Source organism: Streptomyces sp. bgisy130 (assembly GCF_057708345.1).
Genome location: NZ_JBYISA010000002.1, coordinates 66073 through 82553, shown reverse-complemented (window position 1 = coordinate 82553; position 16481 = coordinate 66073). Strand labels below are relative to the sequence as shown.

The following is a 16481-nucleotide window of genomic DNA, read 5'->3' as shown; positions in this document are numbered from 1 at the left end:
CGGCCGTTCCGGGGGTTGTGAGTACGTGAGGTTTGTCCCGTTCCGCCGCCGGAACTCACCGGCCGCCGCGCCCGACTAACTGGGTTTGAACGGTGTCCCCCGCACCCCCGCGCCGCTGCCGCCCGGCCGAAATCACCTTCCCCGGCGGGAACTCGGCGCGCCCGTTGCCCGACCTCTCCAACGCCGCGCCAACCGGGCGCCGGACCCCCACCGTTGAGGAGGCCACCGTGTCCCCATCGTCCGAACCCGTCGAGCTGTACGGACCGGAGTACAAACGCAACCCCTATCCCCTGTACGCCGAGTTGCGGGAGCGCGGCCCGGTCCACCGGGTGCGCTTCCCCAGCGGGGTGTGCGCCTGGCTCATCACCGGCTACGAAGCCGCGCACCGGGCCCTCACCGATCCCCGGCTGGGCAAGCACCACTCGCGGGGCAACGCGGCCTGGCGGGCCCGCGCCTCGATCATGCCCGAGCCTCAGCACTCCCAGCTCCAGGTGCATCTGCTCCACCAGGACCCGCCACGGCACACCGCGCTGCGCCGGCTGATCACCGATGCCTTCGCACCGCAGCGGGTCGAGGCGCTGCGCCCGCGTTTCCAGGCGATGGCCGACGCCCTGCTCGACGGGCTCCCGGGCAGCGGCGGCACCGACCTGGTCGAGGGCTTCGCCGCCCGCTTCCCCTTCCAGGTGCTCGCCGAAGTCATCGGACTGCCCGAGGAGTTCGCTGACCGCTTCGACCGGGACTGGGGCAAGGTCGTCCAGCCCGTGGGGCCCGAGGACCCGGGCCGGCCGGCGTACGAGGCGCGGCTGCGCGGGCTTCAGCAGTACATCGCCGATCTGGTCCGCCACAAGCACGCCGAGGGCGGCGAGGATCTGCTCTCCCGGCTGGTGGCCGCCCGCGACGCGGGGCGGCTCGGCCAGGAGGAGCTCGATTCGATGGTGTTCCAACTACTGGTGGCGGGACAGGAACCGGTCACGAACCAGATCACCACGGCGCTGGTCACCCTGCTGCGCCACCCCGCGCAGCTCGCGACGCTGGCCGGCCGGCCCGAACTGCTGCCGCAGGCGGTCGAGGAACTCCTGCGTCATGACAGCGCCTTCGAGCTGACCACCTGGCGGTTCTTCGCCGAGGACACCGAGCTGTACGGCACCCGGATCCCGGCGGGCGACTCCGTCATCGTGTCGCTGAGCGCGGCCAACCGCGACTCCCGGCAGTTCCCCGACGCGGACGCCCTGCACTTCGATCGCACCCCCAACCCGCATCTCGCCTTCGGCCACGGCATCCACTTCTGTCCCGGCGCCGCGCTCGCCCGTATTGAACTCCAGGTCGCCCTGGGCACCTTGCTGAGACGGTTGCCGGACCCGCGGCTCGCCGTCCCGGAGGACGAGCTCGAATGGACCCCGGCAGTACTGGCACGCGGCGTCGCCCGGCTGCCGGTGACCTACGGCGGCTGCCCGTACGCGGGCTCCGGTGCGAACGGGCCCGATGCCGCGTGCTGACCAGCCCGGCGCCGCTGCCCAGCCCGGCTCCCCCGTGCCCGGTGGCGCCCTCCGACGTCCGGGCCCGCTGTGCCGAGGTGCTCGCCACGCTCCTGCCCTACCGGCGCACCCTGGACACCGGCCACGGGGACACCCCCGACGCCTTCCCCGCCCACCTGCGGCGGCTCGCCGTCCCGGTGGCGGCGGGCGAGCCGATCGTCTTCACCCTGCCGGGCTTCCCCTGCAAGTCCCCCAACCCGGCCAAGGTGTTGGGCCACCTCCCCGACGAGGGCGAACGGCTGGCCCTGCGCTTCCTGGACGCGCTCTGCGCCCGGATCACGGCCCACCACCCGCCCGGGGCGCGGGTGGTCATCTGCTCGGACGGGCATGTCTTCAGCGATCTCATCCAGGTGCCGGACCGTGACATCGACGCCTATGCCGACGCACTGCGCGCACTGATCCACGACGAGGGACTGACCCGGCTCGACGTCTTCGATCTGCGGGATGTCTACGGTCAGCGGCTGTCCCACGACGCCAAACGGTCCCTGGTCCACCAGCGCTACGCCCCCGACCTGGAGACCCTGCGGTCCCTGACCCGCTCCGACGAGCCGACCCGGCGGCTGTACCAGGGCATCACCCGATTCCTCTTCGAGGACTCCGTCGCCTTCGCGGGGACCCGTTCGGCACTACAGCGCAACTGCCGGCGGCGCGCGTACGGGGTGATGCAGCGCAGCCGCGCCTGGGGCGAGCTGATCGCGGCCCACCATCCGGAGGCGTTCCGGCTCTCCATCCACCCGCAGCCGCGGGACTCGGCGAAGTTCGGCATCCGGCTGCTCGAAGCGCCCGATGCGTGGCTGACGCCCTGGCACTCGTGTGTGCTCGAACACGCCGACGGGCGGCGGGAGTTGCTGCACCGGTCGGCGGCCGAGCGGCTCGGCCGGCTGGTGTACCGCCAGGGGCGGCCGAGCCACTTCATGGCCGGGTGAGGGGGCGGGGTGGGCGTCACCCGCCGTCGGCGGGCAGCGGCTCCCGGTGGTCGAAGGCGATCAGCGGATCCCCGGTGAGCGGATGGTCGGTCACCGCGGCGCGCACCCCGAACACCTCGGCCAGCAGCTGCGGCGTCAACACCTCCCGGGGCGTTCCGGACGCCACCACCCGGCCGGCGTGCAGCACATGCAGCCGGTCGCACAGGGACGCCGCCGCGTTCAGATCGTGCAGCGAGATGAGCGTGGTACGGCGCTGGGCGCGCAGCAGCGCGAGCAGCTCCACCTGGTGGCGTACATCGAGGTGATTGGTGGGCTCGTCCAGCACCAGCACCTCCGGGTCCTGGGCGAACGCCCTTGCCAGGAGCGCCCGTTGACGTTCCCCGCCCGACAGGGTGGAGAAGCGGCGGGCGCCCTGTCCGGCCATGCCGACGGCGGCCAGCGCGCGGGCCACGGTCTCCCGGTCGGTCCGGTCGTCGCCCGCGAAGGCCCGCTTGTAGGGCGTACGGCCCATGGTCACCACTTCACGGACGGTCAGCTCGAAGTCGCTGCCGCGCTCCTGGGGCAGCGCGGCGACCTGTCGGGCGGTCCGGCCCGGGGAGAGCGTGCGCAGGTCGGCCCCGGCAAGCAGTACCCGGCCGGCGGTGGGCCGCAGATGCCGGTAGACGGTGCGCAGCACGGTGGACTTGCCGCTGCCGTTGGGCCCGACCAGACCGGCGATCTCCCCGGCCGCCGCCATCAGCTGCACACCGGCGACGACATTCCGTCCCGCGTAGCCGACGTGCAGCTCCTCGATCTCGACGTTCATCGCCCCTCCTCCAGCCGCCGGTCCAGGATGAACAGCAGGGCGGGCGCCCCGATCATCGCGGTGACCACCCCGATCGGCAGTTCCTGGGTGTCCATGGCCGTACGGCATACGAGGTCCACCACCACCAGCAGCAGCGAACCGGTCAGCGCGGACAGCGGCAGCAGCCGGCGGTGGTCGCCGCCGAGAAGCAGCCGGCACAGATGCGGGACCATCAGGCCCACGAAGCCGATGGCCCCGGAGACCGCGACCAGGACGCCGGTCAGCAGTCCGGCCACCACGAACAGCTCGCGGCGCAGCCGGGTGACGTCCACGCCCACCCCGGCCGCGGTCTCATCGCCCATGATCAGCGCGTTCATTGCACGGGCCCGCGCCTGGAGGGCCAGCAGCCCGGCGGCGACCGCGAGGGCCGGCAGCCACAGCACCTCCCATGTGGCCCCGCTCAGGCTGCCCATCAGCCAGAACAGCACGCTACGGGTCTGCTGTTCATCCCCGGCCTGGAGTACCAGGTAGCTGGTGAAGCCGGACAGGAACTGCCCGACCCCCACACCGGCCAGCACCAGCCGCAGCGGTGAGAATCCCCCGCCGCGCCGGGCCATCCACCACACCAGCGCGAACGAGCCGAGCGCCCCGGCGAACGCGGCCCCCGAGAGCCCCAGCCCCAGGCTCCCGCCGGCCGTGACGCCCAGCACGATGGCGGTGACCGCGCCCAGCGACGCGCCGTTGGAGATCCCCAGCAGATACGGGTCCGCCAGCGGGTTGCGCACCAGGGCCTGGGTCGCGGTCCCCACCAGGCCGAGTCCCGCCCCCACCAGCGCCGCCAACAGGGCGCGGGGCACGCGCAGTTGCCACACGATCAGGTCGTCGGTGCCCGGCCGGGGCGGCGCGCCGCCGAGCCGCCGGAACACCACCGACCAGACATGTCCGGGCGCGATATCGGTGGCGCCCAGCGAGACCGCCGCGGTCAGCGCCGCCACCAGCGCGACCCCGAGCCCCAGGGCGAGCAGCCCGGCGCGCGGCGTCCGTCGCCCGCCGGGCTGCCCGTCCCCTTCCTCGCGTACGTGCGGAGCGGCGACCGGCGTGGCCACTACCGCGCCGCCTTGAAGCGCGTGGGGTGGATCGTGCGCGCGATCTCCTCGACGGCGTCCGCGGTACCGACCCCGGCGACCGTCGTCCGCTCCGAGCCGATCCGCAGGAACTTCCCGTTGCGCACCGCCGCGAGCCCCTTGGTGGCGGGGAAGCTCTTCAGGAACGCGGCGGCCTCGTCGAACGCCTTGGCGTTGGCCTTCGCATCGCCCCGGTTGCGGACCCCGAGCTGGATCCAGTCCGGGTTCTTGGCGACCACGTCCTCCCAGGAGACCGGCTTGAAGTCCCCGTCACAGCCCTCGAAGACATTGCGCGCCCCGGCCTGGCCGATCACCGCGTTGGCCACCTGCTTGCGGCAGACCGCGACCGGCTGCTTGGTTCCCGCGTCGTAGTCGAAGAAGAAGTACGTCGGCCGCTTGCCGGGCGGGATGTCGCCCACCGCCCGGCGTACCTTGCCGACCTTCGCCCGCATCCCCGCGACGAGGGCGTCCGCCCGCTCGGCGGTGCCGGTCACCGCGCCCAGCCGCTTGATGTCCCCCTCCACACCGGACAGATCGCGCTGCGGCTTCTCGGCCATCGGCGCACAGGCGGTGGACGCCAGGTAGAGGTGCTTGATGCCCGCCGCCTTGAACTCCTCCGCGGTCGGCGCGTCACCGGCCTTGCCCATGATCTTCATCGCCGCGAAGGAGTCGATGTACAGATCGGCGCCCGAGCCGAGCAGCTTCTCCTTGGGGATCACGGACTTCGACAGCACCGGCACCTTCCGGGCCGCGGCGTCCAGCCCACCGGGCAACGTGCCCTTGCCGGGCGGGAATCCGGTCCCGATGACCCGGTCACCGGCGCCCAGCCGCAGCAGCATCTCCAGGGCGGCGGCATTGCTGGTGACGATCTTGCGCGGTGCGGCGGAGAACGTGGTGGCGACGCCCTGGCAGTCGGCGACCCGTACGGGAAAACCCGCCCCGCCCTGTCCCGGCGCCCCCTGGTCCGCGTCCGGCCCGCCACCCGCTCCGCCGCCGCACCCGGTGGCGGCCACCGCGACAACTACCGCGACACCGCACAACTTCCAAGGACGCATGGTGCTTCTCCCCTATGCCTCACCAGCCGGTACACCGGCCGTGTCACCGGCCGCCACGGCGTCCGGCGGGCCGCAGGCGCGACCCGGCACAGGTAGTCGGCCGGGTGGCGGGGGCGGTTCCGGGAGGAGGCGTCCTTTTCCCGGCCGGCGGATGCCCCGCTCCCACCCCGGCGGCCCCCAGGGGTACCCACCGGTCCCCCGGCCTCGCTCACCGCGCCCAGCGCGGCGTCCATGTCCCGTCCGCGCGGTCGGCGGGCGGTGTGGCGCCGAGGTAGCCGCGCAGGGTGGTGAGGGCGGGGTGGGGGTTGTCGGTGCGCCAGATCAGGGAGTGCGGGTAGACCGGTGTCGGGTGGTGTACGGGCACGCGTCGCAAGTCCTGGTCGACGGGCCAGACGAGGCGGGTGTCCGCGCCGACGAAGGTCGCCAGTGCGGAGGATTCGGCGATCGTGTCGAGGAGTGGTTCGGTGCCGAAGTCGGGGCCGGTCACCTCGATGGTGAGGCCGAACTCGGTGGCGAGTTCCTCGTAGTAGGCGGCCCATTCGGTACCGGCGACGATGCCGGGCATCCAGATCCGGTGCCCGGCGAGCTGCGCGGGGGTGACCGTGCGGGCGGTGGCGAATACGTGGTCCGGCCCGGTGAGGAGCTGGATGGGCTCGTCGAAGACCCGGACGGCCTCGACGCCGTCGGGGAGTTGGCGCGTGGGCAGGGTGACCGCGCGGAAGGACGCGTCGATGGTGCCCGAGCGGACCGCGGCGAAGGCCGCGTCGGCGTCGAAGAGCGTCACCACGTCGAGTTCGGTGTCGGGGTGCGCGCGGTGGAAGTCGCGCAGCAGACCCGCCGGGCAGAGCCGCCGGCCGATCACATCGATGCGCAGCGCGCGGCTGCCGGGCCGGACCGAGGCGGCTGCCCGCTCCGCGGCACGGAGCAGCTCGCGGGCGTGCGGCAGGAACGCCTGCCCGTCGATGGTGAGCCGGGCGCCGCGCGCGGTGCGGGTGAACAGCCGCACACCGAGGTCCTTCTCCAGCGCGGCGATGCGCTTGGAAACGGCCTGCTGGGTGACCGAGAGGGTGGTGGCGGCGTCCTGGAACTGCCCGGCGTCGGCGACGGCGACGACGGTGCGCACGGCGGTGAGATCCACGCCCGGCAGTGTAGTCCCACAACGTGCGGTTGTGGCCTGCCGGGTCGTTTGGTTGTTTGATCGGGTGGCTTGCCGCTGGCTTTGATGGATCCGGTCAACGTGGAGTTGTTCAGCGGGGGATCGAAGGAAGTGGTGGGCGTGGGGGGCAGGCGGTCGCTGGGGCGGCAGTTCGGGTGGCTGTGGGCGGCGTACGGGGTCAGTACGTTCGGCACCCGGCTGGCGTTCGACGCGTTCCCGTTGATCGCGGTGCTGGTGCTGCACACCGGGCCGGCGGCGGTGTCCCTGCTGGCCGCCGCGGGGCTGGCCGTGGGGGCGGCGGTGGCGGTGCCGCTCGGCCCGTGGGTGGAGTTCCGCCGCAAGCGGCCGGTGATGATCGCGATGGATCTGGCGCGGTGCGCGGCGCTGCTGACCGTCCCCGTCGCGTTCGCCCTCGGTCTGCTCAGCTTCGTCCAGCTCCTGGTCGTGTCGGTCGTCGTCGCCGCGGCGGACATCACCTTCAACGCGGCCGGCGGCGCCTGTCTGAAGGCGCTGGTGCGGCCGGCTGACCTGCTCGTCGCGAACTCCCGCTTCGAGTCCACGAACTGGACCGCCACCGTGCTCGGTCCCCCGCTCGGCGGGGCCGCGATCGGGCTGTTCGGCCCGGTGCTGACCGTGCTGGCCGATGCGGTCAGCTATCTGCTCTCGGCAGCGGGAATCCGCGCGATCGGCGGCACGGAGCCACGGCCCGTGCGTACCGGTGCCCCACGGCTCCGGGCCGGGGACCTGTGGGAAGGGTGGCGCTACCTCCTGGCCCACCCGGCGCTGCGCCCGCTGTTCTTCAACACCATCCTGGTCAACGGCCTGATCATGGCAACGTCGCCGCTGCTGGCGGTCCTTCTGCTCGGCCGGCTCGGGTTCGCCCCCTGGCAGTACGGTCTCGCCTTCGCGGTGCCCTGCGTCGGCGGGCTGATCGGCGCCCGACTGGCCGGCCGGCTCGTCGCGCGGTTCGGCCAGCACAAGGTCCTGTTCACGGCGGGGACGCTGCGGGCGTGCTGGTCGCTCGGGCTGGTCCTCGTCCGCCCCGGCACCGCCGGGCTGGTGCTCGTCATGGCCATCGAGCTGGGGCTGATCACCTGCATGGGAGTGTTCAACCCGGTGTACGCCACCTACCGGCTGGACCGAACGGCACCGGACCGGGTCACCCGCACCCTGTCCGCGTGGTCGGTCACCAGCAAGGCCACCACCGCGGCCCTGACCGGACTGTGGGGCCTGCTGGCCGCCCTCACCGGCCCCCGCGCCGCGATCGCCATCGCCGGTCTCCTCATGCTGATGACCCCGCTCCTCCTCCCCCGTCACGAGCATGTGCCGCAGCACGAGCGGGAAGTGGCCGGGAGTCACCTCTGACCCGGGGCGTCGCGCGCGGCCAACAGGCGGTGTGGTGCCGGGCTCTCCCCTGTGGAGCCCGGCACCACCGCCGGGAAGGGCGGCAGTTGCGAGGTGCGGGAAATGTGAGCGGCCCCCTGCGCAACATGCCCGCCGGTCGTTCAGCGGCATCGCCCTGGTGAGGATCCTTCAACCAAAGCCACGTTGTCAACAATCGTTTAACTCAAGAGTGCTGGTGGCGACCTCACGGACCATCGAAAGACGCACCTTGACACAATTGTGGTGCCGTTCATGGCGTACGGTGCTGGCTACCGTTAACCTCAGAGCGGCTGCGAGCGTGCTGCCGTCCCGTCTGCCCACCGACCAGGAGACCGCCCATCGCCATGGATGCCTCAGACATGCACCCGGCGGATGGTCTTCGAGCCGTCGTCGCGGCGATCGACGAACTCCTCCGGGACCTGGACCTCGGGCGCGACGTCATCGACATCGATCACCTCTCGCACCGCACCGGCCTCACGGTCTCCCGCGTACAGGCGCTGCTCGACCACTCCGGCGAGGAATCCGAGAGCGAACAGGACTCCTTCCAGGACCGCCTGGTCTTCCTGCGGGAGACCCGCCGCAAGCCCGACGGGAAGATGTACACCCTCGACGAGATCGGGGCCGGGGCCGGTATCTCCCACGGCCAGGTCGGCTACCTCCTGAACGGGAAGCGGAAGAGCCCCGGGCTGGATGTCACCCGGAAACTGGAGAAGTTCTTCGAGGTCGAGCCGGGCTTCTTCACCGCCACCGAGCGTCAGGCGCTGTACCGGGCACTACAGTCCACGCATGAGCAGCTGACCCATCTCGCGCTGCTCCGGGGCAAGGGCATCAACCGGCTGGCGATGCGCAGCGGCACCAGCGGCGACAGCAGGATCGACCGGGAACTCCGGGACGCGCTGTCCGAGGTGCTGAGCCGGCCCGAGGGCGAGGATCCCGAGGTACGGGAGCTCACGGACCGGATGCGCTCGCTGCCCTCCAAGAGCCGAACCCGGGTCTTCCCGCTGATCCAGGGGCTGTTGGGCCTGGCCCGGCCGGAGAACGAGGATCGTCCGTCCCCCGGCCGGCACGGCGGCTGAACGGACCGGAGCCGCCGGTCCGCCCGGTCCACCTCCGGGATCAGGCCGTCTTGTCCGCCGTCGGCCCGCTGCCGCTGACGGCTGACTTCGTGTCACGGCCACGACGCGCCGCCGCGTACTCCCGGGCAAGCACCCGCAGTGCCGCCGCCACCTGCGGCCGGGCGGACCCGTCGAGCAGCGCGGTCCCCTTCCGTGCCGCCGCGCGCAGCGTGAGGCCCTGGATGCTGACCAGCGCGCGGACGAACGGCCGGTTGCGGGCGGGCACCAGATCCACCAGCCCGAACGACGCCGACAGGCCCGAGCGGATCTGCCGGACCTGGTCGGCGAGCAGCGGGCGCAGCCCGTCAACGGCAGCGCCGTCCTTGCCGGTCGGGCCGGTGCCGCTCAGGCCGGTGCGGGTCAGGCCGTGGCGGGTGAGGAGCTCGTCGGGGATGCCGAGGCGTCCGCCCGCCAGGTCTTCGGCGAGGTCGTTCAGGAAGTCCAGCCGCTGGCTCGCCCCGATGAACGTCCGGCAGCCGGCGACGTACGGGGCCGTGGGCGTTCCGCCGGCCAGCAGGCAGGCGATGAGCAGGAAGGCGGGCAGCGAATAGCCGTCGATGTAGTGCTGGAGGTCGCGCTCCGTGGCGAAGCCCGTGGTCTGCACCTCCAGCGGCGCCCCGGCGAGGAAGTCCTCGACGCACTGCCGGAGTTGCGGCTGCCGGGCGATGGTGTCGAGGAGCGTCCGCAGCACGGGTTCGTCCGCTTCGCCGCTCTTGAGGGCGGCGTGCACCCGGCTCTCCCAGTCGGCGAGCGCGGCGATGCGCTCCTCGGCCGGTCCCTGGTCGATGAGGTTGTCGCTGTGGTGCATGAACGCGGTCGCGGCAAGGACGTCGGGCACCAGCGGCGCGGGAAGGAGCAGACGCACGGCCGTGTACTCGGCGCGGGCGTAGTGCGCCACCAGCTCACGCTGTTCGCTGTAGTCACGACGCAGTGCGGGATCGGTGATCCCTGCCCGGTCGAGCGTCTTCGGCCACGTGGCCATCGTCGGACCCCTTTTCTAGAGTGCGGATTCACCTTAGGTGATCGCGGCCGAGGGGACCGATCCGTCCCGGGAGGCAGCGGCAGGACGCCCGGCCGGTGCGGGAGCGGGCCACGTCTGCCGTGGCGGACTACCGCCCTTCGGCCACCTCGGTGGCGGACCGCTGTACGCGCACGACCTGGAGCGCCGTGGCGACCAACGGAGCGGTGAGCGCCTGGGCGACGCGCAGCAGCCGCTGGCGTTCGTCGGATGCCGCGGTGTCCTCGCCGGGCAGCGCCACCTGCGGTCCCCCGGGCGGCTGGGGATGGCCGGAATGCCCCTGTGCCGCCGCCTCGATCCGGGCGGCCTGAAGGCGCTGCGCCGCGTCCCGCAGGGCCGCGGCGGTGGCCGCCGCCTGCAACTCCTGCTCCGAGAGCGGCCGGGCGCCGGGGGTGCCCCGGGACGCCTCTTGCTCCTGCGCGGCGTAGACGGCGGCCGCGGGCAGGGGCGACACCCAGGGGCGCAGCGCGCGCATCCCGTCGAGGATCTCGATCACCCGGCGGTGCAGGTTGAATCCCACGTTCCATGCCAGGCGATGGCTCCGTGCGCTGTCCACGCTGAAGGCGAGGTCCTCGTCGACCCCTTCGACGACGAGGTCCCACAACGGCTGGAGTGTCTTGATGTCCCGGCGTTCGCGCAGCCATGCGCCCACCGCGGCTCCGGAGAGGCCGTAGCTGGTGATCAGGGCGCCGATCGAGCCGAAGGTGGAGCCGAGCACCCCCACGGTGTCCAGGGCGTGGTTGCCGAGGGCGGCCAGCGCGATGGCCGGGACGGAGCAGACCACATAGCCGAAGACGAACAGCATGGCGGTGCCGAAGGAGCGCAGCGCACGCCGGAACCGGGGGGCCGCCGGGTTCAGCTTGCGGCACCGCCGGTAGGTGTTCAGGGTTCCGCAGGCCAGGGTGGCGAGGAAGACCGCCAGGAACACCTGGATCAGCGGGTCGCCCGCGAAGTTGGTGTTGAACTTGAGCGGGTCCGTCGGCCCGGACAGATCGGCGGAGCAGAACGTGACGACCATGACGGCCGGTGCGGCGAGATACACGGCGGACCACACCGTGACCCGCCGGCGCAGCGCCGCCGGGCTCTGCCGCAACCGGGGGTCCCACAGCATGGTGAGCAAGTGGAGGAGGGAGAAACAGGTCAGGATGCCGATGTAGACGGGGAGGGTGGCGAAGCTGGGGACGCCGGTGAGTTCCCCCAGCATCCGGTACCCCGCGGGTGCGGCCATCGCGAAGACCAGGCCGGATGCCACGAAGTTCACCGTGATCAAGGACAGCGTCGGGGTGGGATCGCGCAGCAAGGCAAGGCACTTCCACCCGGCGATCACGAAGTCGATGATCGCGATGCTCAGGTAGACGATGTTCGAGGCGCTCTCAGACACCGGACCTCCTGTGGGAGAGCGCCGAGGAGAGGAACCCGGTGGTGCGCTGGTCGCGCCGCAGTTCCAGGTGGCGCTGGAGCATCACGGTGGCGAAGGCCTCTGCCCGCCGCTCATGAGCGCTGTCGTAGTGCGAGCGGTTGAGGACCTGGAGCACCGGGCCCGTCTTCAGTCCGGGAAGCAGCTGCCGCACGGTCTCCTCGGTCATGAGCTGGCCGGCCGAGCCGTCCTCGGCCGGGTGCTCCTCCCACAGGTGGAACAGCTCGTGCAGGCTGACGTGCAGCCGGGTCAGTTCGTTCGCGGTGGCATCCACCACGATGAAGTCACGGTCCTTGCCCCGGGCGCAGAACCCGGACACCTGCTGCGGCAGCGGCACTTCGGTGATCGTAATCGGCTTGTTGCGCCGCACGGCCACCGCGTCGACCAGTCCCTGCATGTCCCGTACGCCGGACAGCCCGAGGTCGCGATGGACGAGCCGGGTCACGGACCAGGTCGCGAAGAAGACCGCCAGCTGCTCCCGGAGCGAGGCCCACGGGGAGCTGGGCGGCCGGTGGCGGGTGGGCTGCGGCGCTTTCGCCTGCCGCGCTGGACCATGACGACGACGGGGCCACCACATGAACGGTTACTCCTACAGCTGGTGCTGCGCTCGGGGTGAGGAAGGAACGCTACGCGACCCGGGACGACTGTACGCCCGGTGGGTAGGGGAACCTTCCTCCCGGGACGAGGGCGGAGGAAGCCCTGCGCAAGCCAAAAGTTACCCGGTGCGCCTGGGCGGCCTCACGCGGAGGGGGCCGGGAGCGACACGCCCTGGTGCGGTGACCGCCACGGACCCCGCGATGAGTTTTCGTGGACCGGAGAGTCTCCCCACCGCGATCGCCCACCGCTGTCGGCAGCACAGGAGGAACACATGGCTCAGCTCCTGAGAGTCCAGAACTTCACCATCTCGAGTGACGGCATCGGTGCCGGTGAGGACCAGAGCCTGGAGAGACCCTTCGGCCATGTCGCTCCCGAGCGGCTGTTCGCCTGGGCCGGCGCCACGGCGAGCTGGCCCATGCGCACCGACCCCGGCGGCAGCCGCGGCCTCGACGACTACTTCACGCGGGACTACGCGCGCAATGTGGGCGCCGAGATCATGGGCCGCAACAAGTTCGGGCCCCAGCGCGGGCCCTGGCGCGATCACGAGTGGCGCGGCTGGTGGGGGGACGAGCCCCCGTTCCACACCCCGGTGTTCGTGCTGACCCACCACGAGCGTCCTTCGTTCACGCTCTCCGACACCACGTTCCACTTCGTCGGCGGCGACCCTGCCACCGTCCTCGCACAGGCGCGGGAGGCCGCGCAGGGCAAGGACGTCCGACTCGGCGGCGGGGTCACCACCATCCGGCAGTTCCTCGACGCCGGCCTCGTCGACACCCTGCATGTGGTGGTCGCTCCGGTGCAGTTGGGGTCCGGGCTACGGCTCTGGGAGTCGCCCGATGAGTTGCGCGACCGATTCCACCTGGAGGTCGTGCCCAGCCCGAGCGGTGTCACGCACCACCTGTTCTGGCGGAAGTGACACCAGGGCCCTCGGGGAGGTCAGGCTAGGGGTCGACGCCGCTGCCCTGAGGGCCGTACAGATCGAGCAGCCGGGTGCGGGTGCCGTGCAGCCGGTCGGCCACCGTCTTGGCCACATAGCGGTACATCGCCCGGCCGAGGACGGGGTCGGATTCGCACAGCTCGCGGATCGCCCTGGCGTCGAACTCCACGGCCTCCACCGGCCCGACGGTCTCCGCTCCCAGGTGCCACAGATAGGGCGGGAACAGCCAGGACCAGCCGAGCAGTTCGCCACGGCCGAGGGTTTCCACGACCGCCGCCCGGCGCCCGGGGACGTGCTGGTCGAGCACCACCTGTCCACTGCGGATGATCCAGAACCGGTCCGCCCGCCGCCCCTCCTCGAAGAGCCGGGTGGCGCGCGGCAGCGACACCTCGACGGCGATATCGGTCAGCTGGCGGCGCCGGTCGGGCGGCAACTCGTCGAGCATATTTTCGATCATGGTCACGCTTCCTCCGCTCGCTGCCTGCACGATATGCGGAGCTTTGCGGGGATCGGGGGAATGGCTCGGCCTGCCGGTCACCGGCAGGCCGGAACCCATCCCCCTGTCAGGTCAGCTGACGCCGCACCAGGTCGTGCAGCCGGCCACCGGTGTCGGCGAGCAGTTCGGCCGGGGCACCCTGCTCGACGATCCGGCCCTCCGCCATCACGATCACACGGTCGGCGTCCATGACCGTGGACAGCCGGTGGGCGATCACCAGCCGGCTGGCGCTGAGCCGGCTGGTGCTGTCGCTGACGATGCGCTGGGTCTCGTTGTCCAGGGCGCTGGTGGCCTCGTCGAAGAACAGGATCCGCGGGCGGCGGACCAGCGCCTGGGCGATCATCAGGCGCTGCCGCTGGCCGCCGGAGATCGCGCCCCCGCCGGAGATCATGGTGTGCAGACCCATCGGCATCCGCTTGATGTCCTCGGCCAGGCCCGCCATCTCGGCGGCCGCCCAGGCCTCTTCCTGAGTGAAGGACTCGGCGCCGCAGATGCAGTCCAGGATCGATCCGGTGAGCGGCTGGGCGTTCTGGAGCACGACCCCGCACTGCCGGCGCACCGCCGCCTGGTCCAGGGCGGCCAGGTCCTGGCCGTCGTAGAGCACACTGCCCGAGGACGGCTTGTCGAAGCCGATGAGGAGCCGCAGCAGGGTGGACTTGCCGCAGCCGCTCGGGCCGACGACGGCCACGAACTCACCCGGCTGGACCCGCAGCGAGACATCATCGAGGACCAGCGGGCCGTCATCGGTGTAGCGGAACGAGAGCTTCTTGGCCTCGATGCCGCCGGACAGGGCGCCGGGCTGGGCGCTGGCCCCGCGGACCTCCGGCTTCTCGTCCAGCACCGGCTTGATCTGCTCGAACATCGGCAGCGCGGCGGCGGCCGAGACGAACGCGCCGGTGATCTGGGTGACCGCGGTCAGCAGCATGGTCACCGAGGTGTTGAAGGTGAGGAACGAGGCGGCCGACATGGTGCCGCGGGCCGGCCCGGCCAGCAGCATGAAGAGGGTGAGCGAGCAGACCGGCAGGTAGACCGCGTTGAGGACGGTGGTCAGATTCTTGATCCGGCCGGCCTTCTGCTGGAGCTCCCGGGAGCGGGCGAACTCACGGGCCCAGGCCGCGTACGCGAAGCTCTCGGCCGCGGCGACCCGCAGTTTGGGCAGGCCGCGCAGGGTCTGGAACGCCTGGTTGTTGAGCTTGTTGCCGAGCTTGACCAGCCGTCGCTGCCAGCGCAGCTCCCACAGGCCCATGGCGAGGAACACCGCACCGATGACGACCAGCATGGCGATCGCCGCCAGCGCCAGCGGCACGCTGTAGATGAGCAGCAGCACCAGGTTCATCGCGCCGATCGTGCTGGACTGCACGGCCACCGGGCCGAGGCCGGACAGCACCCGCCGGATGGCGCTGATGCCCATCGCGGCGCTGGCCAGCTCGCCGGTGGAGCGTTCGGTGAAGAACTTCGTCGGCAGCCGCAGCAGCCGGTCCCACACGGCCGGCTGGAGGGTGCTCTCGATACGGCCTTCCATCCGCAGGACGGTGAGGTTCTGCAGCAGCATGAAGGCGGCGGAGACCACGCTGGTGATCATGACGGCCAGCGAGACCTGCACGATCAGGCTCTTGTCGGCGCTCGGTACGTACTCCCCGAGCACCTTGCCGGTCGCGATGGGGACGAGGGCGCCGAGTCCGACGGTCACCAGTCCGCTGAGGGCCAGATTGCGGACGTCCATACGGGTCCCGCGCAGGCTGAAGAGCATCAGCCGCCACAGGCTCATGGACCGCTCCGGCAGCGGGCGGTAGAACATGACGGCGCGCGGTTCGAGTTCGTCGGCGTTGTCCTTGCCCAGCCGCATCCGCAGCCCGGAGACCGGGTTGACCGCCTCGTACCGGCCGCGGCGCCACAGCAGCGCCACCGGCGCACCGGACTTGGCGCGATGGCCCACCAGGGGGCCGGTGTTGGTCCGCCACCAGGGTCCCTGGAGCCGGACCGCGCGGGTCCGGATCCGCGAGCTGACCGCGATCCGTTCGACCGGGGTGATCCGGTCGTTGACCGCGCCGCCCTTCGGTGGCTCGGTGAGCGTGATGCCGGCCGCCTCCGCGACCGTGCGGCAGACCGCGAAGGTGGTGTCGTCGCTGGTCCGGTCCGTCGTGGTACTGCCCCGCCCGGCCCGGCCGATGGATGCCACCAGCGCCTGGTCGGCGCGCTCGCGGACGGTTTCGCCCGCCTTGATACCGGCCGCCGTACGGTCCTCGTGGGCGCGCTCCAGCTGCTCGATCCAGCGGTCGACGGCGGACAGCAGGCGGTACTGCTGATTGACCATCTGCTGCCACAGCTCGGGGTCCACCAGCAGATCGCCGGCCGCCTCCGCACTGTAGGAGGCCCCGTACTGCACCGTGCCGGGCGGGACCGGCATCCACAGGATGTCGTCGTCGGCCACCGCCTCGTCGCCGGGCCGGCCGTCGAGCGGTGCCTCGAAGAGCACGCCCAGGCTGCGGGCGGTGCCCAGCGCGAAGGCGTGCTCCAGCGCGGAGGGCGCCTCGGCCTGGGCGCCGTAGGCGGGGTCGTGGCCGTAGCCCTGCGCGCCGTATTGCGGAAACGCCCCGGTGTCGCCGTACTCGTAGCGGGGCAGTTCGCGCAGCGGGATACGGCGCAGCTGGCAGTCCTGGGAGGGCCGGCCGAGCAGGGTGTGCTGCGGGCCCGTGACCGGGCCGAGCAGCAGGGTGCCCGCTTCGAGGCGGCCGAGGAAGTGCCAGTGCCCCTCCTGGGCGGCGTCGACCGCGAAGAGGTCCAGCGAGCCGCCCGTGACGAGCCACAGCACATACGGGCCCTCCAGGGGAACGCTGCGCAGCCCGGTGCAGTCGACCGGTGTGCCGAGGCCGCCCAGCGCATAGGTGACGGCATCGGTGTCGCCCGGTCCCACGACCGCGGGCGGGGGTACGGACAC

At 71.9% G+C, this 16481-nt stretch carries 14 protein-coding genes; 5 read left to right on the top strand and 9 right to left on the bottom strand.

Annotation, left to right across the window (positions count from 1 at the left end; translation table 11 throughout):
- Positions 1-227: 227 nt before the first annotated feature.
- Positions 228-1496 (top strand): cytochrome P450 family protein, encoded by a 1269-nt coding sequence (locus AC3EUV_RS03105; protein WP_435602091.1) that lies wholly within the window; start codon positions 228-230, stop codon positions 1494-1496.
- Positions 1490-2461: an L-tyrosine/L-tryptophan isonitrile synthase family protein gene (locus AC3EUV_RS03100; protein ID WP_488187948.1), complete on the top strand. Its 972-nt coding sequence runs from the start codon at positions 1490-1492 to the stop codon at positions 2459-2461. Before AC3EUV_RS03105 ends, AC3EUV_RS03100 begins: the two co-directional genes overlap by 7 nt.
- A 16-nt stretch (positions 2462-2477) precedes the next feature.
- Here the strand turns inward: AC3EUV_RS03100 and AC3EUV_RS03095 are convergent, their stop codons facing one another.
- The 4 genes from AC3EUV_RS03095 to AC3EUV_RS03080 form a co-directional block, all read right to left on the bottom strand.
- Positions 2478-3266 (bottom strand): ABC transporter ATP-binding protein, encoded by a 789-nt coding sequence (locus AC3EUV_RS03095; protein WP_432142637.1) that lies wholly within the window; start codon positions 3264-3266, stop codon positions 2478-2480.
- Positions 3263-4351, bottom strand: a complete 1089-nt coding sequence (locus AC3EUV_RS03090) for a FecCD family ABC transporter permease (RefSeq protein ID WP_432142636.1) — start codon at positions 4349-4351, stop codon at positions 3263-3265. Before AC3EUV_RS03090 ends, AC3EUV_RS03095 begins: the two co-directional genes overlap by 4 nt.
- A complete protein-coding gene (locus AC3EUV_RS03085; protein ID WP_435602089.1) occupies positions 4351-5424 on the bottom strand; it encodes an ABC transporter substrate-binding protein in 1074 nt (357 codons plus the stop codon). The genes AC3EUV_RS03090 and AC3EUV_RS03085 overlap by 1 nt, the downstream gene beginning before the upstream one ends.
- A gap of 208 nt (positions 5425-5632) precedes the next feature.
- Complete coding sequence (locus AC3EUV_RS03080; RefSeq protein ID WP_435602088.1) at positions 5633-6562, bottom strand: LysR family transcriptional regulator; 930 nt, start codon at positions 6560-6562, stop codon at positions 5633-5635.
- A 138-nt stretch (positions 6563-6700) separates the two neighbouring features.
- Between AC3EUV_RS03080 and AC3EUV_RS03075 the strand changes: the two genes are divergently transcribed.
- A complete protein-coding gene (locus AC3EUV_RS03075) occupies positions 6701-7945 on the top strand; it encodes an MFS transporter (protein WP_435602087.1) in 1245 nt (414 codons plus the stop codon).
- 362 nt (positions 7946-8307) lie between these two features.
- A complete protein-coding gene (locus AC3EUV_RS03070) occupies positions 8308-9039 on the top strand; it encodes a helix-turn-helix domain-containing protein (RefSeq protein ID WP_432142633.1) in 732 nt (243 codons plus the stop codon).
- 40 nt (positions 9040-9079) lie between these two features.
- On the opposite strand, the gene AC3EUV_RS03065 is transcribed toward AC3EUV_RS03070, so the two are convergent.
- From AC3EUV_RS03065 to AC3EUV_RS03055, 3 genes are all read right to left on the bottom strand, one after another.
- On the bottom strand, positions 9080-10060 hold the full coding sequence (locus AC3EUV_RS03065; protein WP_435602086.1) for a phytoene/squalene synthase family protein: 981 nt from the start codon (positions 10058-10060) through the stop codon (positions 9080-9082).
- A 127-nt stretch (positions 10061-10187) separates the two neighbouring features.
- Complete coding sequence (locus tag AC3EUV_RS03060; protein WP_432142631.1) at positions 10188-11477, bottom strand: MAB_1171c family putative transporter; 1290 nt, start codon at positions 11475-11477, stop codon at positions 10188-10190.
- Positions 11470-12090, bottom strand: coding sequence for an ImmA/IrrE family metallo-endopeptidase (locus AC3EUV_RS03055; RefSeq protein WP_432142630.1), 621 nt, complete (start codon positions 12088-12090; stop codon positions 11470-11472). The genes AC3EUV_RS03060 and AC3EUV_RS03055 overlap by 8 nt, the downstream gene beginning before the upstream one ends.
- A 291-nt stretch (positions 12091-12381) precedes the next feature.
- On the opposite strand from AC3EUV_RS03055, the gene AC3EUV_RS03050 reads away from it, so the two are divergent.
- On the top strand, positions 12382-13026 hold the full coding sequence (locus AC3EUV_RS03050) for a dihydrofolate reductase family protein (RefSeq protein WP_432142629.1): 645 nt from the start codon (positions 12382-12384) through the stop codon (positions 13024-13026).
- Positions 13027-13051: 25 nt separating this feature from the next.
- Here AC3EUV_RS03050 and AC3EUV_RS03045 read toward each other — a convergent pair whose 3' ends face one another.
- A complete protein-coding gene (locus AC3EUV_RS03045; RefSeq protein WP_432142628.1) occupies positions 13052-13504 on the bottom strand; it encodes a cyclic nucleotide-binding domain-containing protein in 453 nt (150 codons plus the stop codon).
- Positions 13505-13610: 106 nt separating this feature from the next.
- The gene (locus AC3EUV_RS03040; RefSeq protein ID WP_435602085.1) at positions 13611-16481 is read right to left on the bottom strand and encodes an NHLP bacteriocin export ABC transporter permease/ATPase subunit; all 2871 of its coding nucleotides are present in this window, start codon (positions 16479-16481) and stop codon (positions 13611-13613) included.

Coding starts and splice junctions, on each gene's coding strand:
- AC3EUV_RS03095 (WP_432142637.1), bottom strand. CDS start 3,266: ATGAACGTCGAGATCGAGGAGCTGCACGTCGGCTACGCGGGACGGAAT.
- AC3EUV_RS03085 (WP_435602089.1), bottom strand. CDS start 5,424: ATGCGTCCTTGGAAGTTGTGCGGTGTCGCGGTAGTTGTCGCGGTGGCC.
- AC3EUV_RS03070 (WP_432142633.1), top strand. CDS start 8,308: ATGGATGCCTCAGACATGCACCCGGCGGATGGTCTTCGAGCCGTCGTC.
- AC3EUV_RS03065 (WP_435602086.1), bottom strand. CDS start 10,060: ATGGCCACGTGGCCGAAGACGCTCGACCGGGCAGGGATCACCGATCCC.
- AC3EUV_RS03055 (WP_432142630.1), bottom strand. CDS start 12,090: ATGTGGTGGCCCCGTCGTCGTCATGGTCCAGCGCGGCAGGCGAAAGCG.
- AC3EUV_RS03050 (WP_432142629.1), top strand. CDS start 12,382: ATGGCTCAGCTCCTGAGAGTCCAGAACTTCACCATCTCGAGTGACGGC.
- AC3EUV_RS03045 (WP_432142628.1), bottom strand. CDS start 13,504: ATGATCGAAAATATGCTCGACGAGTTGCCGCCCGACCGGCGCCGCCAG.